Here is a 22,693-nt window from a genome sequence, read left to right as displayed (position 1 = left end):
CCCTCGATGCGGATCATCGCGGACATCATCGGCTATTGCTCGAAGCACATGCCGAAGTTCAACACGATCTCGATTTCCGGCTATCACATGCAGGAAGCGGGCGCGACGCAGCTTCAGGAGCTTGCCTTCACGCTCGCCGACGGGCGCGAATATGTGCGCGCGGCGCTCAAGGCCGGTCTCGATGTCGACGAGTTCGCGCCACGCCTTTCCTTCTTCTTCGCCATCGGCATGAACTTCTTCATGGAAGTGGCGAAGCTGCGCGCCGCGCGTCTTCTCTGGTCGCGCATCATGTCGGAATTCGGCGCGAAGGACCCGAAATCGCTGATGCTGCGCACGCATTGCCAGACATCGGGCGTCTCGCTCACCGAGCAGGACCCCTATAACAACGTCATCCGCACGACGATCGAGGCGCTCGCCGCCGTGCTCGGCGGCACCCAGTCGCTCCATACCAATGCGCTCGATGAAGCGATCGCGCTGCCGACCGACTTTTCGGCCCGCATCGCGCGCAACACGCAGCTCGTCATTCAGCACGAGACGGGCGTCACCAATGTCATCGATCCGCTCGGCGGCTCCTATTACATCGAGAGCCTGACGCATGCGCTGGCGAGCGAGGCGTGGAAGCTCATCGAGGAGGTCGAGGAGATGGGCGGCATGACGAAGGCGGTCGCCTCCGGCATGCCCAAGCTCAAGATCGAGGAAGCGGCGGCGCGCAAGCAGGCACGCATCGACCGCGGCGAGGAAGTGATCGTCGGCGTCAACAAGTATCGTCCGCCCAAGGAAGACCCGATCGAAATTCTCGATATCGACAATGCCAAGGTGCGTGAGAGCCAGATCGCGCGGCTGAACCAGGTGCGCACGACGCGCGACGAGGCGCGTTGCAAGGCTGCGCTCGATGCGCTGACGGAAGGCGCGAAGGGCGAGGGCAATCTGCTTCAGCTCGCCGTCGAGGCGGCGCGCGCGAGGGCGACCGTCGGCGAAATCTCGGACGCCATGGAAAGGGTCTTCGGCCGCCATCGCGCCGAAATCCGGTCGATCTCCGGCGTCTACGGTCAGGCCTATGAAGGGGATGAGGGTTTCATGCACATCAAGCAGGAAATCGAGGACTTCGCCGAGGCGGAAGGCCGTCGCCCGCGCATGCTCGTCGTGAAGATGGGGCAGGACGGCCATGATCGCGGCGCCAAGGTGATCGCGACCGCCTTCGCCGATCTCGGCTTCGACGTCGATGTCGGTCCGCTCTTCCAGACGCCGGAAGAGGCGGCGCGCGACGCGATCGAGAACGACGTCCATGTGATCGGTATTTCGAGCCAGGCGGCGGGCCACAAGACGCTGGTGCCGGCGCTGGTCGAGGCGCTGAAGAAGGAAGGGGCCGGAGACATTCTGGTCGTCTGCGGCGGCGTCATTCCGCAGCAGGATTACGACTTCCTCAAGAAGGCCGGGGCCTCGGCGATCTTCGGTCCGGGCACGAACATTCCGGCGGCCGCGTCCGAAATTCTGGCGCTGATCCGGGAGAAGCGGCGCCAGGCGGCGTAATCCGCGCTGCCTTGAATCGGGGCAGGGCGCCATCGTGCCTTAAAAACGTGCATCGGGTGCGGCAAAGTTTCGCCGCTCCCGAGCGCGGGCTTGCACCTTTAATCCAAGTTATATAAACCCCGCGCCCAAAGCCGGCCGTTCGATGCCGGCGGGTTGACGGCGCGGGCGGCTCACTGGTCTCCGGGCGGCATTGGCGACCGTTACCCGAAACAGGCGTATCCCGGAGAGATGGGCTCCGGGAGAGCGTGGCTGTCGCACAGACGAAAGCGAGAAAGCGGGATCTGATCGGCACCTTGGGTGGGGAGTGCCTCTGTGGACGCGCATTTGCGATGCGCGACGAGGCTATTTTGACGAAGACTATCACTGCCCCAAACGCCAATTCGGCTTACTACAAGGATCTCGCCCGGCGCCTCGAGTCGCTGCTTGCCGAGATGGAGCATTCCTCGACCTCTCCGGAGAGCGATCTCGTCCTGCGTCTGCGACTGCTCCTCGACGAAGCGCGCGGCTATATCGCCGACTAGCGCCGCTATTGTCCGCCGGTTGCGCCCGGCGCGCTCACACTTTCGCTCATACGGGTGAGTTCCATGACGGCGCCGCCCAGCGGCGTGCGTAGCTGGAGGCGGACGGGCAGGTAGACGCGTCCGCCATCGAAAGGCGCGAACCAGACCTTGATGCTGTCGTTCCGGCTCAGCATCTCGGTGAATTTCCGTTTCTCGATCGGCGCCACGGGAACATAGCGGACATTGCAGGCGATCACCTGGCGGGGCGAGGAGAGGCCGCGCGGCGTCATCTTCTTCTCGCTGTCAAAGCTCAGCTTGAGATCGTAGCGGCGGCGCCCGTCGAAGACGGGGATGGTGCGGTCGCACGGGTTCGCCTCACCCGCGACCGGCACCAGCGCGGCGCTCACGGGGTCTTGCGTCCCGATCTGCTGATAGGGCGCGACGTCGACGAGGTCGCCCGGCTCATAGGGTGGAACCGCCGTCATATGGGGCATGCCGTCGCCGTCGTAATCGAGCGTGATCTTGCGCGCGCTGCTCGTGTCGCGCGAGTTCGAGACATAGCGGTTCGGTCTGACATGCGGGGGCGCGAGCCGTCCTTCGCTCGAAAGCCTGAATTCTGCCTCGTAGAAGGCGCGCGGCAGGCCGGCCGTCGTCAGAAGCGTGTTCAGGCGATAGGTCTCGCCCGTGAAATCCGCCGTGAAATGGCCGACCGCGAACAGAAAGCCGCCGAGATAGACCGTGAATTCGGCCTCGACCCTTTGCCGCGGCGCCTCCGGCAGGGGCGCGGGGGCCGAGGAGCCCGGCCGCGCCAGCGGAAGCGGCGGAAAGGCGGCCGCGCTGCCGCAATGGGCGGCAAAAAGCATGAGGGCGGCTCCGGCGAGCGCGGCAGGCCTCAAATGATTTCGCAAATCCGGGTCCTCCGGGTGCCATCCATCGGGTCGCGAATCTCGCCTAGTATAGACGCAAGGCCGTTTGCGTATCGTGCCGCCCGGGTCTTCCCAAGGGGGCCACCGGCGGGTATGGAAGCCATTGAACCCTGCCGAATCTCCAGAAGGCCGGAAAGACGAAAGCCATGGACAAGAGAAGCGACGATCCGGCCACGCTCGCCGCGCGCATCAGGAAAGGCGAGCGGGTGGCTCTTGCTCGCGGCATCACGCTCGTCGAATCCTCGCGCGCCGATCATCAGCAGGCCGCGCAGGCGCTGCTGACCGAACTCCTTCCCGATACGGGCCGGGCGATCAGGCTCGGCCTTTCCGGCCCGCCCGGCGCCGGAAAGTCGACCTTTACCGAAGCCTTCGGCACTTTCCTCACCGCGCGCGGCCTCAAGGTTGCGGTGCTCGCCATCGACCCCTCCTCGGCGCGCTCCGGCGGCTCGATCCTCGGCGACAAGACGCGCATGGAGATGCTGGCGCGCGATCCCAACGCTTTCATAAGGCCCTCGCCCGCGGGGCGAACGCTTGGCGGCGTCGCGCGGCGCACGCGAGAGGCCATGCTTCTCGTCGAGGCGGCCGGCTATGACGTGGTGCTGATCGAGACGGTCGGCGTCGGCCAGTCGGAAACATCGGTCGCCGATATGGTCGACATGTTCCTGCTGCTGCTTTCGCCGGGAGGTGGCGATGAGTTGCAAGGCATCAAGCGCGGCATCATGGAGCTTGCCGATCTCATCGTCGTCAACAAGGCCGATGGCGACCTCATCCCGGCGGCGAAGCGGACGGCGATGGAATACAAGACCGCCCTTCACCTGATGCGGCCCAAGAGTTCCTGCTGGAAGCCGGTGGTGAAGCTCGCCTCGGCGCTCAAGCGCGAGGGGCTCGAGGCGATCTGGGAGGCGGTCGGCCAGCACCGCGAAGCCATGTCGGCGGGGGGCGAGCTCGATCGGGTTCGAGCGGCGCAGGCGACATCCTGGATGTGGACGGAGGTGCGCGAGGGCCTTTTCGCGGCGCTCAAGGCGAACAGGGAAGCCGCAAGGCTCATCCCGGCGCTCGAGGCGGATGTGGAATCGGGCCGAACGACCCCCACGGCGGCGGCCCGGCGGCTTCTGGCCGTGGTGCTGGGCGAGGCGCGGGACTGAAGAGCTTCGGTGGCGGTTTTGCGCGGATTCTTGCCGTTTTCGCGCTGGCGGAAGGGACGGGGCCTTGACGGGCGGGAGAGGGCCTTTTATACGTGCCCGCCTGTGACGGATGCGCCCCTGGTGGCTTGCGCCGTCGAAAATTTTCGAAACCTGAGGGAATCGGGTGTGGTCCGGAAAATATCGGGCCTCCTGTCCCCGAACTTGCAAGGAATGGTCCCATGTCGCGTCGTTGCGAACTCACCGGCAAGGCCGTGATGTCGGGCAATAATGTGAGCCACGCCAACCGCAAGACGCGGCGCCGGTTCCTGCCGAATCTCTGCAATGTCTCGCTCCTCAGCGACGCGCTCGGCCGCCAGTACAGCCTGCGCATCTCCGCCCATGCCCTGCGCTCGGTCGAGCACAATGGCGGGCTCGACGCTTTCCTCGTAAAGGCGCGCGATACCGACCTTTCGACCCGCGCCCAGAAGCTCAAGCGCGACATCGAGAAGGCGCGCGCGGCCGTGCAGGCCTGAGGCAGGCGCGCCCGGACAGGGCTCCAAACAGGTTAACGGGTGGCCTCGGCCACCCGTTTTGCTTTTCAGATGCATTTCCCGGCGGCTAGACTTCGAGCCGCAATTCGGGGGAATGCAATGCTGCTTGATAGCGGGGTTGAACGGCGCGCTCCGCCAAAGCGCGCAAGCGCCATCGCGCGGGCGCTCGCGGCGATCGGGCCTCGATCGTGCCCGTGGCGGCGCTCATTGCCGTTCTGGCTGTTGCCTGGGCCTTCCGCAGCGAACCGGCGAGCGAGCTTCGCTTTCTCACCGCACTTGATCCCTCTCTCGATCCGGCCCAGGGCGATTGGCTCAACCGGGGAGCGCTGCTTCTTCCGGCCGTCTTCTTCGTTCTCAACCTCACGAGCCGCCGCCATGGGCCCTCGATCGCATTCGGCGCGACCCTCGCAAGCTGGGCGCTCATCGCCGGGGGCATCTTCTGGGCGGAAGCCGAGGGCCTGATCGCATCCTTCGTGGAGGAGGTCGCGCCTGCGCCCACGGTGATCGCTTTCACGGGCTCGCTGCTGCTCGGCCAGATCGCCAATATCTATCTCTTCGACCGGCTGCGGGGCATTCCATGGTGGGAAGCGCCCTTCGTTGCCGCGCTCATGGGCGGGCTCGTCTTCACGGCTTCCTTCCACACGGCGACGGGCGGCGAGTGGAACGAGGCCGCGCTGCCGAGGCTCGCCGTGCTCGGCGCTATTCAGCTCGTTTGGGCGCTGGGGCAGCTGGTGCCGACCCAGATGCTTCGCCGGTCGATTCGACCGTGCCCTGGGTATGGTGGGGCATGACCGTTTCCGATTTGAGCCGGAACATGACGAGCAGCGTGCGCTGCAGCGGGTTCCGGTTGTCGTCCGACATCACATAGACCCAGACATTGCCCCGCTGGTCCTGACGGACAGACAGCCCTTCCATATTGTCGACCGAGCGCTCGCGTCCGGCCTCGAGCAGGATTTCGCCATCGACGATGGCATTGGGCTTGATGTCTTCCTTGCGAATGCGGCGGATCTGCATGCCCGCGCCGGCAAGCAGCGAGAAGCGGCGTTCGAGCAGCAGGAAGTCGCCATCGGGCAGGCGGGCGATGTCGGTCGGGTGGTAGGGATCGTGCAGGCGGAACGACAGACGCTTCACCGTGCGGCCTTCGGTGATGAAGGCGCGGACATTGCCGCGCGGATCGCGGGTGTTTTCCGTCACGAGGAGAAGGCGGGGCGGCTTGTTTCCTTCGGCCGGACGCAAGATGGTCAGCGCCTCGATACCTGCATTGGTGCTGAGCCGTCCGAAATGGCGTTGGGTCAGGATCTGAGTCGGACGCGCGTCGAAGCCATCCTTGTGGAGATCGTAGCGCCAGACGCGATGGTGCCGCTCGAAGCTCACATAAGCGGTGGATTTGAGAGGATTGGCGCCGTCCACGACGAGGCCTTCGGCGTCGGCGAGTTCCTTGCCTTCGATCGGCTTGCCGTCGAGGCCGAGCATGGGCGCGATGCGCGCATCGCCCATGCCTGAGATCCGCCCCTTCTCGTCATAGAGAAGCTGCGCCGTCATCCATTTGCCGAGGTCGGAAATCGCCAGAAGCGTCGAGCCATCGGCGCTGATGGAAATGCCCGACCAGCCGCCGAAATCCTTGCTCGGGGATTTGATCTCGATCCCGCCGGCCCATTCGAGCTTTCCGGCATCGAAGTCGCCGCGGTCCTTCGGGTTCCACTGCACGGCTTGCGTCGAAAGCTCGAGCTTGTCGCCTTCGGCGCCGTCTGCATGCAGGAGGCCGGGAGAAGCAAGAAGAACGAAGGCGGCGAGCAGAGAGGCGGTCGTATGCCGCATGAAGGCTCCAACCGGCAGGGAACGCCTGGACCAGCCCATCAATCTGTACTTTCTCTCAACCGGTCATGACCGGGCGGCGCATGACCTATCCGAACGTGCGGGGCATCATATCGGGGCGGCGGCGATGCACAAGCGCCTGCCCCGCGCGGCAAAGAAAAGCGCGAACAATATCGGTGGCGAAGCGCCGCGTGGCGGCTCAACGCATGGAGCGTGCTGCGAGCTTCGATGCGCCGGCACGCATGCGCGAGGCAGGGCCCGCGCGGCCTTGCCCGCTTTCTTCCTCGAACAGTTCGGCGAGTTTTTCCGTCATGGCGCCGCCGAGCTGCTCCGCATCGACGATGGTGACGGCGCGCTTGTAGTAGCGCGTCACGTCATGGCCGATGCCGATGGCGATGAGTTCGACGGGCGAGCGGGTTTCGATCTGCTCGATGACGCTGCGCAGATGCCGCTCCAGATAGTTGCCGGCGTTGACGGAGAGCGTCGAGTCGTCCACCGGCGCGCCGTCCGAAATGACCATGAGAATGCGGCGCTGCTCGGGACGCGCAAGCAGCCTGTTGTAGGCCCAGATCAGCGCCTCGCCGTCGATGTTCTCCTTGAGGAGCCCCTCGCGCATCATCAGGCCGAGATTGCGGCGGGCGCGCCGCCAGGGGCTGTCCGCCGACTTGTAGATGATGTGGCGCAGATCGTTGAGGCGGCCCGGATTGGCGGGCTTTCCGGCGGCGAGCCACGCCTCGCGCGACTGCCCGCCCTTCCAGGCGCGGGTGGTGAAGCCGAGGATCTCGACCTTGACGCCGCAGCGCTCGAGCGTGCGGGCGAGAATGTCGGCGCACATGGCGGCGACCGTGATCGGCCGTCCGCGCATCGAACCCGAATTGTCGAGAAGCAGCGTCACCACCGTGTCGCGGAAATTCATGTCGTGCTCGACCTTGAAGGAGAGCGCGTGCAGAGGGTCTATGACGACGCGGGTAAGCCGCGATGCGTCGAGCAGGCCCTCTTCGAGGTCGAATTCCCAGGTGCGGTTCTGCTTGGCGAGCAGGCGCCGCTGCAGGCGGTTGGCAAGGCGCGAGACGACGCCCTGCATCTGCTGGAGCTGCTGGTCGAGATACTGGCGAAGCCGCGACAGTTCCTCGATGTCGCAAAGGTCCTCGGCCGCGATGACCTCGTCATATTGCGAGGTATAGACCTTGTAGCTCGGTTCGCGCCCGCGCTCGTCGCCCTGTCCGTTGGGGCGCCAGGGCTGATGGCCCTCGCTCGTCTCGTCGGTGTCGCCATCGGCGGGCATCTCGTCGCTTTCGACCTCGACGGTCTGCTCCTCACCTTCCTCGCCCTCGCCTTCGGAATATTCGACCTTGTCGGCGGAGGCGCCTTCGGGCTGCTCGGCCTCGCCCGACTGGCTTTGCTCGGAGGACTGTTCGGAATCGCCTTCCTGCTGGTCGCTGTCCTCGGAGGACTGGTCCTGCGCCTGGCCGAGCTCGTCGCCCATGTCGAGATCGACGAGGATGTCGCGGGTCGCGCGGGCAAAGGCGGTCTGATCCTCCATGAGCGAGTGAAGGCGCCCGAGGTCCTTGCCGGCCTTCTCCTCGATCCAGGGCCGCCAGAGATCGACGAGCGTTCTGGCCGAGGGAGGCGGCGCCTCGCCGGTGAGCTGCTCGCGCACCATCATGGCGACCGCCTCGGCGAGGGGAGCTTCTTCGCGTGTCTTGATGCGGTTATATCCGCGCGCCTGGCAGCGCTGCTCGAGGGCGGCCGCGAGGTTCTGCGCCATGCCGGCCATGCGGCTCGCGCCGATCGCCTCGCACCGCGCCTGCTCGACGGCATCGAAGACGGCGAGCGCGTTGCCGCCTTCGGGCTGCAGGCGGGCGTTGACCTTCTCGTCGTGATGAGCGAGGCGGAGCGCATAGGCGTCCGAGACGCCGCGCACCTGCGCCACTTCCTCGGGCGGAAGCGTGCGGCTCGGCAGGGGCAGGCGCGCGCGAAGGCCGCGCAGACCCGGCGGCTCGGTGCCGAAGGTCACGCTCAGCTCGGGATTCTCCGCAATCGTGCGCATCGCGGTCGTCAGCGCACGCTTGAACGGTTCGACGGGCCCTTCCCTGGATGTCATGTGACCGGGCGCCGGAGCGCCCCCTTTCCCAATCTCACGCAACCATGACGTTGGCGGCCGAATCCGGCAGGTCTTCACCGAAGCAGCGCTGGTAGAACTCGGCAACGGTGGCCCGCTCGAGTTCGTCGCACTTGTTGAGGAAGGTCACGCGGAAGGCAAAGCCGAGATCGCCGCCGAAGATCTGCGCGTTCTCGGCCCAGGTGAGCACGGTGCGCGGGCTCATCACGGTCGAGATGTCGCCATTGATGAAGGCGGAGCGGGTGAGGTCGGCGACGCGCACCATGGCGGAGATCTTCTTGCGGCCCTCTTCGGTCTGATAGGCCTTGATCTTGGCGAGCATGATGTTCACTTCGGCGTCGTGCGACAGATAGTTGAGCGTCGTCACGATGTTCCAGCGGTCCATCTGGCCCTGGTTGATCTGCTGCGTGCCGTGATAGAGGCCCGACGTATCGCCGAGGCCGACCGTGTTCGCCGTGGCGAAGAGGCGGAAGGCCGAATGCGGACGGATGACGCGGTTCTGATCGAGAAGCGTCAGCTTGCCGGAGACTTCGAGCACGCGCTGGATCACGAACATCACGTCCGGGCGGCCGGCGTCATATTCGTCGAAGACGAGCGCGACGGGGTGCTGCAGCGCCCAGGGCAGGATGCCCTCGCGGAACTCCGTCACCTGCTTGCCGTCGCGCAGGACGATCGCGTCCTTGCCGACGAGGTCGATGCGGCTGATATGGCTGTCGAGGTTGATGCGGATGCACGGCCAGTTGAGGCGCGCGGCCACCTGCTCGATATGCGTCGATTTGCCGGTGCCGTGATAGCCCTGCACCATGACGCGGCGGTTGTAGGCGAAGCCGGCGAGAATGGCGAGCGTGGTGTCGCGGTCGAAGAGATAGTCCGGGTCGAAATCCGGCACATACTCGTTCGGCTGCGAAAATGCAGGAACCTGCATGTCCACATTGATATTGAACACCTCGCGGACCGAGACGGTCGTATCCGGGAGGTTCTCAGACATGCTGCCTGTCACTTCTAAGCTCATCGTACCCTGCTTCCCACGTCGTGCCGTTCTTATCGTTCTTGTCGATCGGAAACCGCGTGCGGGTTCCGATTCATGCTGCGGCCCGCGCCTCAAGCCGAGGCGCGCCGCCCCAGCCCTGCCTGCCACAGATTAGCAGAAGCCGCTCTTTCGGAGGTAATCGTAGGCTTGGATTACCTTGCGCAGACGCTCTTCGGCCGATCTGTCGCCGCCATTGGCGTCCGGATGGTGCTTTTTCACAAGTTCCTTATACCGGGACTTGATCTCATTCAAGGTAGCCGTCTCGTCAAGCCCCAGTGTTTGCAAAGCCTGTCGCTCCAGAGTGCGCGGCTTGCGGCGGCTCGGCTGCGGCGGCTCTTCCGGCCTTGACCTTGCGGCATCCTCGAAGAAGCCGAAAGTGTCGTGGAAGGGGCGGCCCCGGCCCGTGTGCCCGGCGCCTTGCCGCCAGTCAGCGCCATAACCGGGGGCGGCATTGACACCGAGCCCCCAGGTCGGCCGGTGGCCGGTGATCGCGTCGCGCTGGAAAGCGGCGATCTCGGCGTCGGTCATGTCCTGGAAAAAGTCGTAATTCTGGTTGAATTCGCGGATGTGATCGGCGCAGAGCCAGCGATAGGGCTTGTCTTCCGGAACATTTGGCTGGCGCGCGGTCGCTTTCGGCGCGCGATGAAGGCCCGCGGCGCGGCAGCCCTCCCATTCGCAGCGCTGTGGCGCCGGCTCGCCGAATTTCTGGCGCGCGGAAGCGGCACCTTCCAGCCCCCGCTCCTTGCGGGGGGCGATGCGGATGGAATCGAAATATTTCGAGTTCAGGTTCACGATACAAATTATGGGTTGGCGGGCCCTGCAAAACAAGGAAGCATGGCGCCGCTTGCAGCAAGATTAATGAGGTGGCGTGTGTCGGTCGCGGAAATCATCAGGAAAAAACTCGAGGCCGCGCTCTTGCCCTCGCTGCTCGAGATCGTGGACGAATCCGACCGGCACAAGGGCCATGCGGGCCATCGCCCGGGTGTCGAGACACATTTCAGGATCACCGTCATATCGGCGGCTTTCGCCGGAAAGCCCCGCGTCGCACGGCAGAGAATGGTGACGGCCGCGCTCGCCGAGGAAATGGGCAATCCCGTTCACGCGCTCTCCATGCGGACGCTGACGCCGGAGGAAGCGGCGGCGGAAAGGGCCTAATCGGCCGCGCCGGTCTTGGCGCGCACCGGGGTCACGCGGAGCACGGCGAGCTGATTGCGCTGGCGGCGCAGGATCTCGAACTTGAAACCGTGGAAAGTGAAGGCCTGTCCCACTTCGGGGATCGCGCGCGCCTCATGGATGACGAGGCCGGCAATCGTCGTCGCCTCCTCGTCGGGCAGGTGCCAGTCGAGCTTGCGGTTGAGATCGCGGATCGGCACGGCGCCCGAGACGATGACGGAGCCGTCCGGTTGAAGGCGCACGCGCGAACGCTCGATGTCGTGCTCGTCGGAAATGTCGCCGACGATTTCCTCCAGAATGTCCTCGAGCGTGATGAGGCCCATCAGCGCGCCATATTCGTCGACGACGAGAGCGAAATGCGTCTTGCGCCGCAGAAAGGCGTTGAGCTGGTTCTGAAGCGGCGTCGTATCCGGCACGAACCATGGCTTGATGGCGATGGCGGCGATGTCGACCGCGCCGGGCTTCCAGCCCGCGCTCGAAAGCGCGCGCAGCAAGTCCTTCGCGTGGAGGACGCCGACAATGTTCTCCGGCTCGTCGCGCCAGAGCGGAATGCGCGTATGGGGCGCGGCGAGAACCTGCGACACGATCTCCTCGTTCGAGCCCGAGGCGTCGATCATGTTGATGTTCTTGCGATGAACCATGATGTCGCCGACGGTGAGGTCGCTGAGATCGAGAATGGCGCCCAGCATGTCGCGGTCGCTCTTGACCACGCCGCCCTCGCGGAGATGGAGATTGATCGCGCCGCGCAGTTCATCATGCGGCGAGAGCACATTGGCTGTCTCGCTGACATCGACGCCGAAGATTCCGAGCGTGCCGCGAACGATGAAGCGCACGGCGACGGTGAGCGGCGCAAAGACCAGAAGCACCATGCGCACGAGCGGGGCGACGAAGAGCGCGAAGCGGTCGGTATTGGTGATGGCGATGGTCTTCGGCATCACTTCGGCGAAGATGACGACCAGCGCCGTCATGACGAGCGTTGCGTAGAGGACGCCCGCATCGCCGAAGATCGCCAGCAGAAGGCCGGTCGCCAGCGCGGACGAGAGGATGTTGACGAGGTTGTTGCCGAGCAGAAGCGCGCCGATCAGCCGTTCGAGATCGTCGGTGAGCCTGAGGACGAGTTGCGCGCGCCAGTTCTTCTCTTCGGCAAGCCGCGTCATGCGGGCGCGCGAGGCGGCAGTGAGCGCCGTTTCGGAACCCGAGAAGAATGCCGACAGGCCGAGCAGGATGGCGATTACCGCGATCGTCAGGCCGATGCCGAGCGAGGTCATCAGGCTGCCTCTCTCTCCCGCAGGAGCGCTCGGAGGGCCGCCGGATCGACATCACGGGTGATGAACGCTTCGCCTATGCCGCGGGCGAGAATGAATGTGAGCTTGCCGTCGACGACTTTCTTGTCCTGTCCCATGAGCGAGATGAGTTCATCGGCATCGGGCAGCGCGCCCGGCACATCGGCAAGGCATTTCGGCAGGCCCGCCTTTTCGAGGTGGCGGCGAACGCGGATCGCATCCTGACCGCTGCAGAGGCCGAGCCGCGCGGAGAGATCGAAGGCGAGCGCCATGCCCACGGCAACGCCTTCGCCATGGACGAGGCGGTCGGAAAAGCCCGTCGCCGCTTCGAGCGCATGGCCGAAAGTGTGGCCGAGATTGAGGAGCGCGCGGACGTTGCTCTCGCGCTCATCCGCCGCGACGATGGCGGCCTTGGCCTCGCAGCTCTTCACGATCGCATGGGTGCGCGCGGCGACATCGCCGGCCTTGATGCGGTCGACATTGGCTTCGAGCCAGTCGAAGAAGGGGCGGTCGTTGATGAGGCCGTATTTGACGACTTCGGCGTAGCCCGCGAGCAGCTCGCGCATCGACAGCGTTTCGAGCGCGCTCGTATCCGCAAGCACGACGCGCGGCTGATAGAAGGCGCCGACAAGGTTCTTGCCCTGCGGCGTGTTGATGCCGGTCTTGCCGCCGACGGAGCTGTCCACCTGCGAAAGAAGCGTCGTCGGGATCTGCGCGAAATCGACGCCGCGCCGTGTAATGGCCGCTGCAAAGCCTGTGAGATCGCCGATGACGCCGCCGCCAAGCGCGATGACGAGATCGCCGCGCTCGACGCCCTTTTCGAGAAGCCATTCGGTCAGGTGCTGCAACTGGGCAAAGCATTTCGTGCCTTCGCCGGGCGGCAGCACGATCGCGTCATGGGCGATGCCCGTGGCGTCGAGGCTTTGCACAAGCGCGGGAAGGTGAAAGCGGGCGACCGTTTCGTCGGTTACGATGGCGACGCGCGCGCGCCGGAGCAGCGGCTTCAGAAACTCGCCCGCGCGCGCGATGAGCTTCGGGCCGACATGGATGTCATAGGCCCGCTCGCCCAGCGCGACGCGGACGGTTTTCACATCGTGGGCGCTTGCTTGTGATGCGCTCATTTGGCGGCCTCTTTTGCCCTTCCATTGTAGGTTTCGAGTTCTGCGATGACGTCGTCGACGACCGTCTCGAGCGGCCCTTCGCGGCTTTCGACCGTGATGTCCGCCTCGGCATAGACGGGATAGCGCTGGGCCATGAGTTTTTCCATCGTTGCCTGCGCATCGCCCTGTTTGAGGAGCGGCCGGTTCGAGCGGCGGCCCACGCGGCGCATCAGGACGTCGAGATCAGCCTTCAGCCAGATCGAAATGCCGCGCGCCGCGATGTTCGCGCGCGTGGTCGGGTCCATGAAGGCGCCGCCGCCCGTGGCGAGCACCTGGGGACCCTGTTCGAGCAGGCGGGCGATGACGCGCCGCTCGCCGTCGCGAAACACCGCCTCGCCATGGCGCTCGAAAATTTCTGGAATGGTTTCCCCGGCCGCGCGCTCGATCTCGGCATCGGCATCGACGAAGGTCAGGCCGAGCCGCTGGGCCAGCCGCCTTCCGACCGTGGTCTTGCCCGCTCCCATGAGGCCGACAAGGACGATGGACCTGTCACCGGGCCGCGCAGCCTCCGCGACCTCCGCCGCCGCGGACGAAGGATCGGAAAAGGGCGCGCTTCCTCTTGTCTCGGTCGTCATTTTTCCTTCAATCTATCCATAATACATAGAGGCGGGCCTTGCGGTCGCTTGGGACCGGAAGCCCTCTTTCGATACTGGTCCAATCTAGCCGATCAGCCGCCCGCCCGCAGCCGGATGCCTGCTGCCGGGCAGTTGCGGCCGGATGGACCGAACCCGGTCCGGCCAGATATAGCATCCGGTCGGAATCCGCGCCCAAATTTCGCCGCAAGACGGGCATAAAGGGGAAACTCAACGTCCGACCGGCGAAATTGGTGGGGCTTTAGCCAGAGGACAATAAATGAGCAGTGCCATGCGTTTGCTTGCCGTATTCGCAGTTTTCGCCGTCGTCATCCTGGGTGGCGTCATCTATCTCGGCCAATCGGCGGAGCCATCGGTCCAGAACGTGGAGAAGGTGCTGCCCGATGGCCAGTTTCCGCGTTAAGCCTTCCGGCGTGAGCCGTGGGCCGGCCAGGCTCGGCCTCGGCGCCCGGTTTTTCGCGGCGATGCTTCTCGCTTCGCTCCCGCTCGGCGCGGGAGCGGAGACGCTCGGCACCATACCGCAATCGCAGCTTCCCGCGCCCGCCGAGGAGACAGAGCCTGCCGACAGCGCGCCTCGCAGCATCGTGCCGCCGGGCTTCGGCGCGACCGCGCCGGAAAGCATATCGCCCGTCGAGCCCGCCGCCGCTTTTCCCGGCGCTCCCGTGGCGACCGGCGAGGCTTCCACGCGCACCTTGCAGGCGCTGCCGGGCCGCGCGAATTCCGCCATCACGGTCGGCACGCTCGGCGGCGTCGATGCGTCGGCCGCGGGTCTTCTCGGCCAGCAGAATGGCGGCTTCGGCTTCGACATGTGGCGGGGCTCGTCGCGCGGCAGCGTGGAGCGCTATTTGCGGGAACTGCCCGTCGCGACGGGCTCGCCGATCATGAACGAGCTGTCGCGCAGGCTGCTTCTCACCGGCGCCGAGCCGCCCGAGGGCGAGCAGGGCGCTTCCTCGCTACTCGCCATCCGCCTCAACCGCCTCATCGCGGCCGGTCATGCCGATCTTGCGGATCAGCTCGGGCAGAGCGCGCGGGCAGACAAGGCGCCCGACGTCGCCATTGAAAGGGCGCGGGCCGCGCTCGCCATCGGCAAGGACGAGCAGGCCTGCAGCGAATTGCCCAACATTCCGACGGGTAGCGATCCCGCGCATGATGCGGCGGCGGCCTTCAGCCTCAAGCTTTCGGCCTTCTGTCAGGTCATGAGCGGAAACAAGAGCACCGCGAACCTCACGCTCGATCTTGCGCGCGAGGAAGGGCTCGACGATCCGCTCTTCTATTCGCTGGTCGCGGAGGCGACGGACGGGCTCAAGCTCAAGGCGCCGGACCCTGCCACACTCGACATTCTCGATGTGGCGCTCTACCGGCTCGCCAATCGCGAGCTGCCCAAGAATGCCGGCCAGATCGCCACTGCCGCCGTCGTGCAGGCGCTGGCGCGCAACGACAAGCTGCCGCCCGAGACGCGAATTGCAGCGGGCGAGCGCGCGACGATGCTCAACCTGCTCAATCCGGCGGAGCTTGCCGCTCTCTACAAGCTGCCGCAATTCACGGAGGCGGATTTCGAGGGCTTGAAGACCGCCACCTTCCCCGACCAGCCGGTGATGCGGCGGGCGCTGCTCTTTCAGGCGATCGACGCGGAAGTCTCGCCGGTGGAGCGGGCCAATCTCATCAAGGTTCTGCTCGCGACGGGCAAGAGCGGCGGCGTCTATCTCGCGACGGCGGAAGCGCTGATGCCGACGCTGACGGCGATGACGCCATCGCCTGTGTTCCGCCGTCTCGCGCCCGCGGCCGTCCGCGCCTTCCTCCTCGTCGGCGACCGGGCCCATGCCAGCCAGTGGTATGCGCTCATTCAGCCCGAGGGCGGGCAGACGATCGGGCGCGACGCGCGCGAACTCGGCGCGCTGATGCGTGTCTCCGATCCGCAGGGACCGGGCGGCAATTCCGAGCAGATTTCCGCCGATATTCTCGCCGATCTTCGCTCCGGGGTGAAATCGGCGCAGAGTTTCGCGATGCTGGAGGTTCTGCTTCTCGAGGCGCTCGGCTATCCGGTGCCCCAGAATGTGCTTGCGGCCATTGCCGGCATCGCGCCAGACTCTCGAGTAGATCAGTTGCGTATCGCCGGCCAGAAGGGCGCGGTCGGTGAAGTGGTTATGCTTTCGTTATGCGATATCGGGCCAGGGGGGCCGGACAGCGCGAATCCGAGTTTGATCGCGCAAGCCGTCACAAGTCTCAGAGCAGTTCATCTCGATGTCGAGGCGCGGCGCCTTGCCACCGAGGCTCTTATGGGACGAAGCCATGCCGAACCTGGGTGAGTTCCATGTCTAACGAGTACAGCTCCACGGAGATCCCGGGAAGCCATCACATCGATGCCTTCCTTGAAATGCTGAGCGCCGAACGTGGCGCGGCGCGCAACACACTTGATGCCTATGCGCGCGATCTGAAGGACTTTGCAGCCTTTCTCGCATCGAGAAACAAAGAAGTCGCCGGCGCCCAGACAATGGATATCCGCGACTATCTCGAGGGGTTGCAGTCATCGGGCCTGTCCGCATCGACGGCCGCAAGACGTCTCTCCGCCATCAGACAGTTTCACGGTTTCCTCTACGCCGACGGCATTCGCGCGGATGATCCGTGCAGCGCCATCGAAGGGCCGCGTCGCGCGCGCCCGCTTCCCAAGACGCTCACGATAGAAGAGGTCGATGCGCTGCTTGCGGCTGCGCGTCTCGTCGAGGACGGGCGCTCGCAGGAAGAATCCGTGCGCGCCTATAAACGCGCCCGCCTCGTCTGCCTCATGGAAGTGCTATACGCTACGGGCCTGCGCGTCTCCGAGCTTGTCGGCCTGCCGCTTTCGGCGGCGAAGGGCGACGGGCGCTTCCTCACCGTCTCGGGCAAGGGCGGCCGCGAAAGGCTCGTCCCGCTTTCAGAAGCGGCGCGCCACGCGATCGACGATTATCTGCCGCTGCGCGTGCAGCGGCTCGGCGACAGCGTTTCGCCCTGGCTCTTCCCCTCGCGCGGAAGGCAGGGGCATCTGACGCGCCATCGTTTCGCGCAGCTTCTCAAGGATCTCGCGATCGCCGCGAAGCTCGATCCCAATCGCGTTTCGCCGCATACGCTGCGTCATGCCTTTGCGAGCCATCTGCTCGCCAATGGCGCCGATCTTCGCGCCGTGCAGCAGATGCTGGGCCATGCCGATATTTCGACGACGCAGATCTACACGCATGTGCTCGACGACAGGCTCAAGACGCTGGTCGAGGAGCATCATCCGCTGGCGAAGAAAGATACGGGTTCCTGACGGAGGGCCGATTTCTCTTCGCGTCCGGCGCCTGCCTCGCTTATACCCTCCGCCAAAACATATTGCAGGCGGATGGACACAATGAGCGAACGAACCGATGTCGTGGTGAATGAACTCTCGAGGACGCTCGGGCTGGAGCGGGTCATCGAGATCGACGAGACGGCGGGCCGCGCCGTTCTCGAATATCGCGTCGGCATGCATATGTGCCATTCGGGCGGCATCGCGCAGGGCGGCTTCGTCACCGGCTGGATCGATCAGGCCATGGCCTTCGCGGCGATGGCCGTCACGGGCCGCGTGCTGACGCCCATGTCCCTCGAGATCAAGATCAGCTTCTTCAAGCCGGCGACGCCCGGCCTCGTGACCGCGGAAGGCTGGATCGAGCGGCGCGGTCGCTCGACGGTCTTCCTCGAAGGCCGTCTCCTCGATCCCTCGGGCGAGGTGCTCGCCAAGGGAACATCTACCGCGCGTCTCATCAAGCTCGCCACCGCCTGAAGCCTCACGCGCCGAGAAGCGGATGGCCGAGGCTTTCCGCAGCGGCGCGCAGCTTGTCCGGATTGCGCATCATGTAGACCGCGTTGATGCGCCCTTCCTCGACATCGAAGCTCACGGCGGAATGGAGCTTGCCGTCGATGAGAAGAACGAAGCCCGGCCGCCCGTTGATGAGAACGGGTTCGGTCTCGTTCAGTTGCGGCACCTTCTTCCTGACGCCGATAAGGAAGCGGAGGATGCGGTCGGCGCCATAGATCGGATTGAGCGCGGCGGCCGCCCTGCCACCGCCATCCGAGTAAAGAATGGCCTTGTCGTGGAGGCAGGCGATGAGCGATGCCGGATCTTCCGCCGTCAGCGCATTGGCGAAGGCGGAGGCGAGCCTCGCGTGATCGTCGGCGCTGGCGCTGAAGCGCGGGCGGTCGTCGTGAACGCGGCGGCGCGCACGGCTCACGATCTGGCGGCAGGCCGCCTGCGACTTGCCGAGAAGAGCGGCGAGATCGGCATAGTCGTAGTCGAATACTTCATGGAGGAGAAAGGCGGCGCGTTCCTCCGGCGCGAGGCGCTCGAGCATGTGGAGAAGCGCCATCGAAACGTCGTCGCCGAGCGAAAGCCTTTCCTCCGGCGTCATTTCGGGCGAGCGCCCCGCGGCCTCGACGATCGGTTCGGGCAGCCAGGGGCCGATATAGGTTTCGCGCCGCCTCTTCAGCCGCCGCAACTGATCGATGCCGAGGCGTCCTGCCGTCGTGACGAGCCATGCCTCGGGCGAGCGCACATCGTCGAGCGGCGCGCCGGCCCAGCGCAGCCAGGTTTCCTGCACGATATCCTCGGCGTCGCTCACCGTGCCGACGAGCCGGTAGGCAATGCCGAATATCCGCGCGCGGTGCTTTGCGAAGATCGCCGCGCGTGTCTCGTCGCTGAGGCTTTGCGGATGTTCAGCCTTCGGTTTCATGGGGTCACTATAGCCGATCAGGCATATTCGGCGCGGAGCCAATATGTCAGGAGCGCGGCGACGATGGCCGGAAGGAAGACGCCGGGCGCGTCGATGACCAGATGATGGACATCGAGGCGGCCAGCCGCCACGTCCCAGAGATGGAGCAGCGCGTGAAGGCCGAGATAGAGCGTCACGGCGGCCAGAAGCGGGAAGGCGGCACGCAACCAGACGGCGCCCGCAGCCGTCATCAGCGCGATCGAGAAATAGGAGATGCCGATATCGCGCACGAAATGCGGATTGAAGGGGCCCGTATCCGGCACGCCTTCGACGGCTCCATACCAGCCGAGCGGATCGGCGAGCATGTAGAGGGCGTTGGCCAGCAGGGCGAGTGCCGCAAGGCCCAGCACGGTGCGCTTGAGGGTGGAATGACGGGTTTCCGTCATGGGGCGTGTCAGGGTCATTGCGGGTTCTCCATTCGTCCGACGAGAGGCTCCGGGACTTCGGGAGCAAGACGCGGGAGGCGCGCAAGTTGTGACAGGGGACGGCGGACGTTTACCAATGGCGCCGGAAAGCGCGCCGAAGACGGCGCGGAGCGGTTGACAAGGGGCCGCTCGCAAGCCAGTGTGCCGCGCAATTCCCGGCAAAATGGGGATCCGGGCCCAGGATGATTCCGGGGTCAATCCAGAGCGGACAGACGGGACTTTCCTGAGCGCGATGCATACATATCTCGACTTCGAGAAGCCCATTGCGGAACTTGAGGGCAAGGTCCAGGAGCTGAGACTTCTGGCCCAGGAAGATCCGTCCGTCAGCATTTCCGACGAAGTGGCCAAGCTCGAGCAGAAGGCCGCACAGCTCCTCCAGGACGCCTATTCGTCGCTGACGCCGTGGCAGAAGCTCCAGGTCGCGCGCCATCCGCGCCGTCCGCATTTCGTCGACTATGTCGAGCGGCTGATCGAGGACTTCACACCTCTCGCCGGCGACAGGCTCTTCGGCGAGGATGCCGCCATCATGGGGGGCGTGGGGCGCTTTCGCGGACGCTCCGTCATGGTCATCGGCCATGAAAAGGGCTCCGACACGCAGACGCGCATGAAGCACAATTTCGGCATGGCGAAGCCCGAGGGCTATCGCAAGGCCGTGAGGCTCATGAAGCTCGCCGAACGCTTCGGCCTTCCCGTCATCACGCTCGTGGACACGGCCGGCGCCTATCCCGGCATCGGCGGCGAGGAGCGCGGCCAGGCGGAGGCCATCGCCCGTTCGACCGATTGCTGCCTCGGCCTCGGCGTTCCGCTCATTGCCGTCATCATCGGCGAAGGCGGCTCGGGCGGCGCGGTCGCGCTGGCGACGGGCAACCGGGTGCTCATGCTCGAGCATTCCGTCTACAGCGTCATCTCGCCCGAAGGCGCGGCGTCGATCCTCTGGCGCAGCGGCGACAAGGCGCAGGATGCCGCCACGGCGATGAAGATCACCGCGCAGAACCTGCATCAGCTCGGCGTCATCGACCGCGTGCTTCCCGAGCCCGTCGGCGGCGCGCATCGCGAGCGCGCGCAGATGATCAAGGAGACGGGCGACGCGATCGAGGAGGAGTTGCGCGGCCTTGAAAGGCTCGACGGCAACACGCTCCGCCGCCTGCGCCGCGAGAAGTTCCTCGCCATGGGGCGCGTGGGCGTTCTCTAAGTCCGGCCGCCATCCAGGCAATTAGCCTAGCATCTCTGCAAAAGCCTCGCGCACGTCGTCGGCGAAGAGTTCCGGCTCTTCCATGGCGGCGAAATGCCCGCCCTTTTCCATGATCCGCCAACGAACGATATCGTAGCTCCGCTCCGCCCATGATCGCGGCGTCAGGGGCAGGACGTCGATCGGATATTCCGAATAGGCGGTCGGCACCCCCACGCGCTCGCCGGGCTTGAGCGAGGCGGAGCCTTCGGCGGGGCCGGCCTTGTAGAGCGTATTGGCGGAATTGATCGTGCCGGAGAACCAGTAGATCGAGAACTGCGTCAGGATCGTGTCGAAGGGAAAGCGCGCGATCATGCCTTCCATCGTGTCCGACTTGTCGGTGTCGCCAAGGCGGTAATATTTGTCGGCGAGCCAGCCCGCGAGCCCCGCGGGGCTGTCCATGAGGCCGAAGGCGAGCGCCATGGGCTTGGTCGACTGGATCGAGCGATAGCCTTCCTCCTGTCGCCACCAGCCTTGCATCTCCTTGATCCAGGCGGCTTCCTCGGCGCTCACGGGCGGCTGCGAGGCGTGCTTCAGATGGGGCCGGAGCGGCAGCATGGTGAGGTGGATGCCGAGAAGGCTTTCGGCATGCTGGAGCGCGAGGCGGGAGGTGACGAAGCTCCCCCAGTCGCCCGCCTGCGCGGCATAGCGCTCATAGCCGAGCACCTCGGTCATCAGGCGATGCCAGAGATCGGCGATCGCCGCCGGGCCGATGGGGATGCGCGGCTTCGACGAAAAGCCGTAGCCGATGAGCGAGGGCACGACGACATCGAACGAGGGGCCGGACCGCCCGTATTTCTCGGGATGGGCGAGCGGATCGACGACATCGAGGAATTCGCGGTAGGTCGATGGCCAGCCATGGGTAAGGATGAGCGGCACCGCCGCCCCACCCGAGCCGCGCTCATAGAGAAAATGGATTTCGTGATCCTCGCCATCCGCATCGGTGAGGGTGGCGAGGAATTGCGGAAAGCGGTTCAACGCCGCCTCCCCCTTCCGCCAGTCGAAATCATCCCGCCAATATTCGACGAGCCGTTCCATATAGGGCAGGCTCGTTCCGTATTCCCAATGGGCATTGCCAAGGGGCTCGTTCGGAAAGCGCGTGCGGCCGAGACGGCGCTTCAGATCCTGAAGCTCCTCCTCCGGCACATGCAGCGTGAATGGATCGGCCGGGATGATGCGATGGGTCATACGGCCTTCACCTCGTTGACGAAGGCGCGCAGCTCGTCGGCGAAGACCTTGCCCGTTTCGAGCGCGGCGAAGTGGCCGCCATGCTCGAAGTCGGTCCAGCGGGTGACGTTGTATCCCTTCTCGACCATGGAGCGCGGCGGCCAGAAGAGAAATTCCTTGGGGAAGTTCGCGACGCCCGTCGGCACCTCGACCTTCGTTCCCGGCGCCATGGCGCCGCCTTCCTCGAGGAAGCCGCGATAGTACCAGGTCGCGGTGTTGAAGCTGCGGGTGACGAGGTAGATCATCACATTGGTGAGGAGCTGGTCCTTCGTGTAGGCGTTCTCGATGTGGTCGGGCTTGCCGGCGGCGCGCCGGTCCGACCAGCCGTTGAACTTCTCGACGATCCAGGCGGCGGCGCCCACGGGGCTGTCCATCATGCCGTAGGAGAGCGTCTGCGGCTTGGTCATCTGGATGCGCATATAGGCGCTCTCCGCCTCGAAGACGGCGCCGTAATCGGCGGCCCATTTCAGCTCCGCCTCGCCCTCCGGCATGACGGCGGGGCGAAGCCCGAACATGTTGAGATGGACCGCCTTGCAGCCGCCGCCCTTCGGCTTCGCATGCTCATAGGCGAGCCAGCCTGAGACGAGGGAGCCCCAGTCGCCGCCCTGGGCGATATAGGCGTCATAGCCGAGCACCTCGCGCATGAGCTTGTCCCAGAGGGCGGCGGTGCGCTTCGGCCCGAGCGGCTTTTTCGGCTTGCCGGAGAAGGCGTAGCCCGGCAGGGAGGGGATCACGAGATTGACGCCGTCCTCCGCCTTGCCGCCGAATCTCTCGGGATGCGCAAGCTGCTCGATCACGCCATAGAACTCGAAGACCGATCCCGGCCAGCCATGCGTCAGCAGCACGGTCTCGGGCGCGGCGCCCGATCCTTTCACATGCAGGAAGTGGATTTCCTGGCCATCGACCGTCGCCTTGAATTGCGGAAACCGGTTGAGCTCGGCTTCGGCCTTGCGCCAGTCGAAGCCGCTCGTCCAATAGGCGCAAAGCTCCTTCATGTATTCCATGTCGGTGCCATAGGCCCAGCGGTCGCCGCCCGCGTCGATCTCCGGCATTTCGTGCCACTCATAGGCGCGAACCCTGGCAAGGATCGCGTCGATCGTCGCCTGAGGTATGTCGATCGTGAAAGGGGCGGGCGCTCCCATGGGCTTGCTCCTCGGAAAGATTGTTTTCGTTGGCGCGCATTATGGCAGCGGCTCCCGCCGCCGCAATCACGCATCGAGATTGCCCCGCGGGCGTTGCGTCACTA

General features: G+C 65.4%; 23 protein-coding genes. 11 read left to right on the top strand and 12 right to left on the bottom strand.

Annotated features, from left to right (window positions below; genetic code table 11):
• Together scpA and PKA57_RS13825 are read left to right on the top strand one after the other, a co-directional pair.
• Nucleotides 1-1,530 (top strand): methylmalonyl-CoA mutase (gene scpA, locus PKA57_RS13830; protein ID WP_324301539.1); only part of this gene is annotated, 1,530 nt, incomplete at its 5' end.
• A gap of 347 nt (nucleotides 1,531-1,877) precedes the next feature.
• Nucleotides 1,878-2,051 (top strand): hypothetical protein, encoded by a 174-nt coding sequence (locus tag PKA57_RS13825; protein ID WP_324301538.1) that lies wholly within the window; start codon nucleotides 1,878-1,880, stop codon nucleotides 2,049-2,051.
• 5 nt (nucleotides 2,052-2,056) lie between these two features.
• Here the strand turns inward: PKA57_RS13825 and PKA57_RS13820 are convergent, their stop codons facing one another.
• Nucleotides 2,057-2,893: a DUF3108 domain-containing protein gene (locus tag PKA57_RS13820; RefSeq protein WP_324301536.1), complete on the bottom strand. Its 837-nt coding sequence runs from the start codon at nucleotides 2,891-2,893 to the stop codon at nucleotides 2,057-2,059.
• A 209-nt stretch (nucleotides 2,894-3,102) separates the two neighbouring features.
• Here PKA57_RS13820 and meaB point away from each other — a divergent pair, with 209 nt between their 5' ends.
• From meaB to PKA57_RS13805, 3 genes are all read left to right on the top strand, one after another.
• Entirely contained in the window at nucleotides 3,103-4,101 is a 999-nt protein-coding gene (gene meaB, locus PKA57_RS13815; protein WP_324301534.1) for a methylmalonyl Co-A mutase-associated GTPase MeaB, read from the top strand.
• 218 nt (nucleotides 4,102-4,319) lie between these two features.
• Complete coding sequence (gene rpmB / locus PKA57_RS13810) at nucleotides 4,320-4,613, top strand: 50S ribosomal protein L28 (protein WP_324301532.1); 294 nt, start codon at nucleotides 4,320-4,322, stop codon at nucleotides 4,611-4,613.
• A 212-nt stretch (nucleotides 4,614-4,825) separates the two neighbouring features.
• Complete coding sequence (locus tag PKA57_RS13805; protein ID WP_324301530.1) at nucleotides 4,826-5,422, top strand: hypothetical protein; 597 nt, start codon at nucleotides 4,826-4,828, stop codon at nucleotides 5,420-5,422.
• Here the strand turns inward: PKA57_RS13805 and PKA57_RS13800 are convergent.
• The 4 genes from PKA57_RS13800 to PKA57_RS13785 form a co-directional block, all read right to left on the bottom strand.
• The gene (locus PKA57_RS13800) at nucleotides 5,331-6,449 is read right to left on the bottom strand and encodes an esterase-like activity of phytase family protein (protein WP_324301528.1); all 1,119 of its coding nucleotides are present in this window, start codon (nucleotides 6,447-6,449) and stop codon (nucleotides 5,331-5,333) included. The genes PKA57_RS13805 and PKA57_RS13800 overlap by 92 nt on opposite strands.
• Before the next feature lie 196 nt (nucleotides 6,450-6,645).
• Complete coding sequence (gene cobT, locus PKA57_RS13795) at nucleotides 6,646-8,550, bottom strand: cobaltochelatase subunit CobT (RefSeq protein ID WP_324301526.1); 1,905 nt, start codon at nucleotides 8,548-8,550, stop codon at nucleotides 6,646-6,648.
• A 34-nt stretch (nucleotides 8,551-8,584) separates the two neighbouring features.
• The gene (gene cobS, locus PKA57_RS13790; protein WP_324301524.1) at nucleotides 8,585-9,556 is read right to left on the bottom strand and encodes a cobaltochelatase subunit CobS; all 972 of its coding nucleotides are present in this window, start codon (nucleotides 9,554-9,556) and stop codon (nucleotides 8,585-8,587) included.
• 153 nt (nucleotides 9,557-9,709) lie between these two features.
• On the bottom strand, nucleotides 9,710-10,390 hold the full coding sequence (locus PKA57_RS13785) for a J domain-containing protein (RefSeq protein WP_324301522.1): 681 nt from the start codon (nucleotides 10,388-10,390) through the stop codon (nucleotides 9,710-9,712).
• 78 nt (nucleotides 10,391-10,468) lie between these two features.
• Between PKA57_RS13785 and PKA57_RS13780 the strand changes: the two genes are divergently transcribed.
• Nucleotides 10,469-10,753, top strand: a complete 285-nt coding sequence (locus tag PKA57_RS13780) for a BolA family protein (RefSeq protein ID WP_324301520.1) — start codon at nucleotides 10,469-10,471, stop codon at nucleotides 10,751-10,753.
• On the opposite strand, the gene PKA57_RS13775 is transcribed toward PKA57_RS13780, so the two are convergent.
• Genes PKA57_RS13775 through PKA57_RS13765 form a run of 3 tightly spaced genes read right to left on the bottom strand, consistent with a single transcriptional unit; the run spans nucleotide 10,750 to nucleotide 13,789 of the window.
• Nucleotides 10,750-12,039 carry an HlyC/CorC family transporter gene (locus tag PKA57_RS13775; protein WP_324301518.1) on the bottom strand — a complete coding sequence of 430 codons (1,290 nt, stop codon included), beginning with the start codon at nucleotides 12,037-12,039 and terminating at the stop codon, nucleotides 10,750-10,752. The two genes, PKA57_RS13780 and PKA57_RS13775, sit on opposite strands and share 4 nt — an antisense overlap.
• Nucleotides 12,039-13,175, bottom strand: a complete 1,137-nt coding sequence (aroB, locus tag PKA57_RS13770) for a 3-dehydroquinate synthase (protein WP_324301516.1) — start codon at nucleotides 13,173-13,175, stop codon at nucleotides 12,039-12,041. The genes PKA57_RS13775 and aroB overlap by 1 nt, the downstream gene beginning before the upstream one ends.
• On the bottom strand, nucleotides 13,172-13,789 hold the full coding sequence (locus PKA57_RS13765; RefSeq protein ID WP_324301513.1) for a shikimate kinase: 618 nt from the start codon (nucleotides 13,787-13,789) through the stop codon (nucleotides 13,172-13,174). Before PKA57_RS13765 ends, aroB begins: the two co-directional genes overlap by 4 nt.
• Nucleotides 13,790-14,066: 277 nt before the next feature.
• On the opposite strand from PKA57_RS13765, the gene PKA57_RS13760 reads away from it, so the two are divergent.
• From PKA57_RS13760 to PKA57_RS13745, 4 genes are all read left to right on the top strand, one after another.
• The gene (locus PKA57_RS13760; protein WP_324301511.1) at nucleotides 14,067-14,210 is read left to right on the top strand and encodes a hypothetical protein; all 144 of its coding nucleotides are present in this window, start codon (nucleotides 14,067-14,069) and stop codon (nucleotides 14,208-14,210) included.
• Nucleotides 14,191-16,113, top strand: coding sequence for a hypothetical protein (locus PKA57_RS13755; RefSeq protein ID WP_324301509.1), 1,923 nt, complete (start codon nucleotides 14,191-14,193; stop codon nucleotides 16,111-16,113). The genes PKA57_RS13760 and PKA57_RS13755 overlap by 20 nt, the downstream gene beginning before the upstream one ends.
• Nucleotides 16,114-16,118: 5 nt before the next feature.
• Nucleotides 16,119-17,090: a site-specific tyrosine recombinase XerD gene (gene xerD, locus PKA57_RS13750; RefSeq protein ID WP_324301507.1), complete on the top strand. Its 972-nt coding sequence runs from the start codon at nucleotides 16,119-16,121 to the stop codon at nucleotides 17,088-17,090.
• Nucleotides 17,091-17,171: 81 nt separating this feature from the next.
• Nucleotides 17,172-17,582, top strand: coding sequence for a PaaI family thioesterase (locus PKA57_RS13745; protein ID WP_324301506.1), 411 nt, complete (start codon nucleotides 17,172-17,174; stop codon nucleotides 17,580-17,582).
• A 4-nt stretch (nucleotides 17,583-17,586) separates the two neighbouring features.
• On the opposite strand, the gene PKA57_RS13740 is transcribed toward PKA57_RS13745, so the two are convergent.
• Together PKA57_RS13740 and PKA57_RS13735 are read right to left on the bottom strand one after the other, a co-directional pair.
• Nucleotides 17,587-18,528, bottom strand: a complete 942-nt coding sequence (locus PKA57_RS13740) for a sigma-70 family RNA polymerase sigma factor (protein ID WP_324301504.1) — start codon at nucleotides 18,526-18,528, stop codon at nucleotides 17,587-17,589.
• Nucleotides 18,529-18,545: 17 nt separating this feature from the next.
• Nucleotides 18,546-18,971 (bottom strand): hypothetical protein, encoded by a 426-nt coding sequence (locus PKA57_RS13735; protein ID WP_324301502.1) that lies wholly within the window; start codon nucleotides 18,969-18,971, stop codon nucleotides 18,546-18,548.
• A gap of 253 nt (nucleotides 18,972-19,224) precedes the next feature.
• Between PKA57_RS13735 and PKA57_RS13730 the strand changes: the two genes are divergently transcribed.
• Nucleotides 19,225-20,184 (top strand): acetyl-CoA carboxylase carboxyltransferase subunit alpha, encoded by a 960-nt coding sequence (locus PKA57_RS13730; RefSeq protein ID WP_324301500.1) that lies wholly within the window; start codon nucleotides 19,225-19,227, stop codon nucleotides 20,182-20,184.
• Between the two features lie 21 nt (nucleotides 20,185-20,205).
• Here the strand turns inward: PKA57_RS13730 and PKA57_RS13725 are convergent, their stop codons facing one another.
• Nucleotides 20,206-21,408, bottom strand: coding sequence for an epoxide hydrolase (locus PKA57_RS13725; protein ID WP_324301498.1), 1,203 nt, complete (start codon nucleotides 21,406-21,408; stop codon nucleotides 20,206-20,208).
• Nucleotides 21,405-22,589, bottom strand: coding sequence for an epoxide hydrolase (locus PKA57_RS13720; RefSeq protein WP_324301496.1), 1,185 nt, complete (start codon nucleotides 22,587-22,589; stop codon nucleotides 21,405-21,407). The genes PKA57_RS13725 and PKA57_RS13720 overlap by 4 nt, the downstream gene beginning before the upstream one ends.
• Nucleotides 22,590-22,693 lie beyond the last annotated feature (104 nt).

Source organism: Parvibaculum sp. (assembly GCF_035325945.1).
Taxonomy (GTDB): domain Bacteria; phylum Pseudomonadota; class Alphaproteobacteria; order Parvibaculales; family Parvibaculaceae; genus Parvibaculum.
Note: the sequence above shows the minus strand (reverse complement) of the source record. Positions and strands in the feature narration are given on the sequence as shown.

Excerpts from the sequence above, each read along its gene's own strand:
- PKA57_RS13820 (WP_324301536.1), bottom strand. The coding sequence starts at position 2,893 with ATGCTTTTTGCCGCCCATTGCGGCAGCGCGGCCGCCTTTCCGCCGCTT.
- meaB (WP_324301534.1), top strand. The coding sequence starts at position 3,103 with ATGGACAAGAGAAGCGACGATCCGGCCACGCTCGCCGCGCGCATCAGG.
- rpmB (WP_324301532.1), top strand. The coding sequence starts at position 4,320 with ATGTCGCGTCGTTGCGAACTCACCGGCAAGGCCGTGATGTCGGGCAAT.
- PKA57_RS13800 (WP_324301528.1), bottom strand. The coding sequence starts at position 6,449 with ATGCGGCATACGACCGCCTCTCTGCTCGCCGCCTTCGTTCTTCTTGCT.
- cobT (WP_324301526.1), bottom strand. The coding sequence starts at position 8,550 with ATGACATCCAGGGAAGGGCCCGTCGAACCGTTCAAGCGTGCGCTGACG.
- cobS (WP_324301524.1), bottom strand. The coding sequence starts at position 9,556 with ATGTCTGAGAACCTCCCGGATACGACCGTCTCGGTCCGCGAGGTGTTC.
- PKA57_RS13775 (WP_324301518.1), bottom strand. The coding sequence starts at position 12,039 with ATGACCTCGCTCGGCATCGGCCTGACGATCGCGGTAATCGCCATCCTG.
- aroB (WP_324301516.1), bottom strand. The coding sequence starts at position 13,175 with ATGAGCGCATCACAAGCAAGCGCCCACGATGTGAAAACCGTCCGCGTC.
- PKA57_RS13765 (WP_324301513.1), bottom strand. The coding sequence starts at position 13,789 with ATGACGACCGAGACAAGAGGAAGCGCGCCCTTTTCCGATCCTTCGTCC.
- PKA57_RS13760 (WP_324301511.1), top strand. The coding sequence starts at position 14,067 with ATGAGCAGTGCCATGCGTTTGCTTGCCGTATTCGCAGTTTTCGCCGTC.
- PKA57_RS13755 (WP_324301509.1), top strand. The coding sequence starts at position 14,191 with ATGGCCAGTTTCCGCGTTAAGCCTTCCGGCGTGAGCCGTGGGCCGGCC.
- xerD (WP_324301507.1), top strand. The coding sequence starts at position 16,119 with ATGTCTAACGAGTACAGCTCCACGGAGATCCCGGGAAGCCATCACATC.
- PKA57_RS13745 (WP_324301506.1), top strand. The coding sequence starts at position 17,172 with ATGAGCGAACGAACCGATGTCGTGGTGAATGAACTCTCGAGGACGCTC.
- PKA57_RS13740 (WP_324301504.1), bottom strand. The coding sequence starts at position 18,528 with ATGAAACCGAAGGCTGAACATCCGCAAAGCCTCAGCGACGAGACACGC.
- PKA57_RS13735 (WP_324301502.1), bottom strand. The coding sequence starts at position 18,971 with ATGACCCTGACACGCCCCATGACGGAAACCCGTCATTCCACCCTCAAG.
- PKA57_RS13730 (WP_324301500.1), top strand. The coding sequence starts at position 19,225 with ATGCATACATATCTCGACTTCGAGAAGCCCATTGCGGAACTTGAGGGC.
- PKA57_RS13725 (WP_324301498.1), bottom strand. The coding sequence starts at position 21,408 with ATGACCCATCGCATCATCCCGGCCGATCCATTCACGCTGCATGTGCCG.
- PKA57_RS13720 (WP_324301496.1), bottom strand. The coding sequence starts at position 22,589 with ATGGGAGCGCCCGCCCCTTTCACGATCGACATACCTCAGGCGACGATC.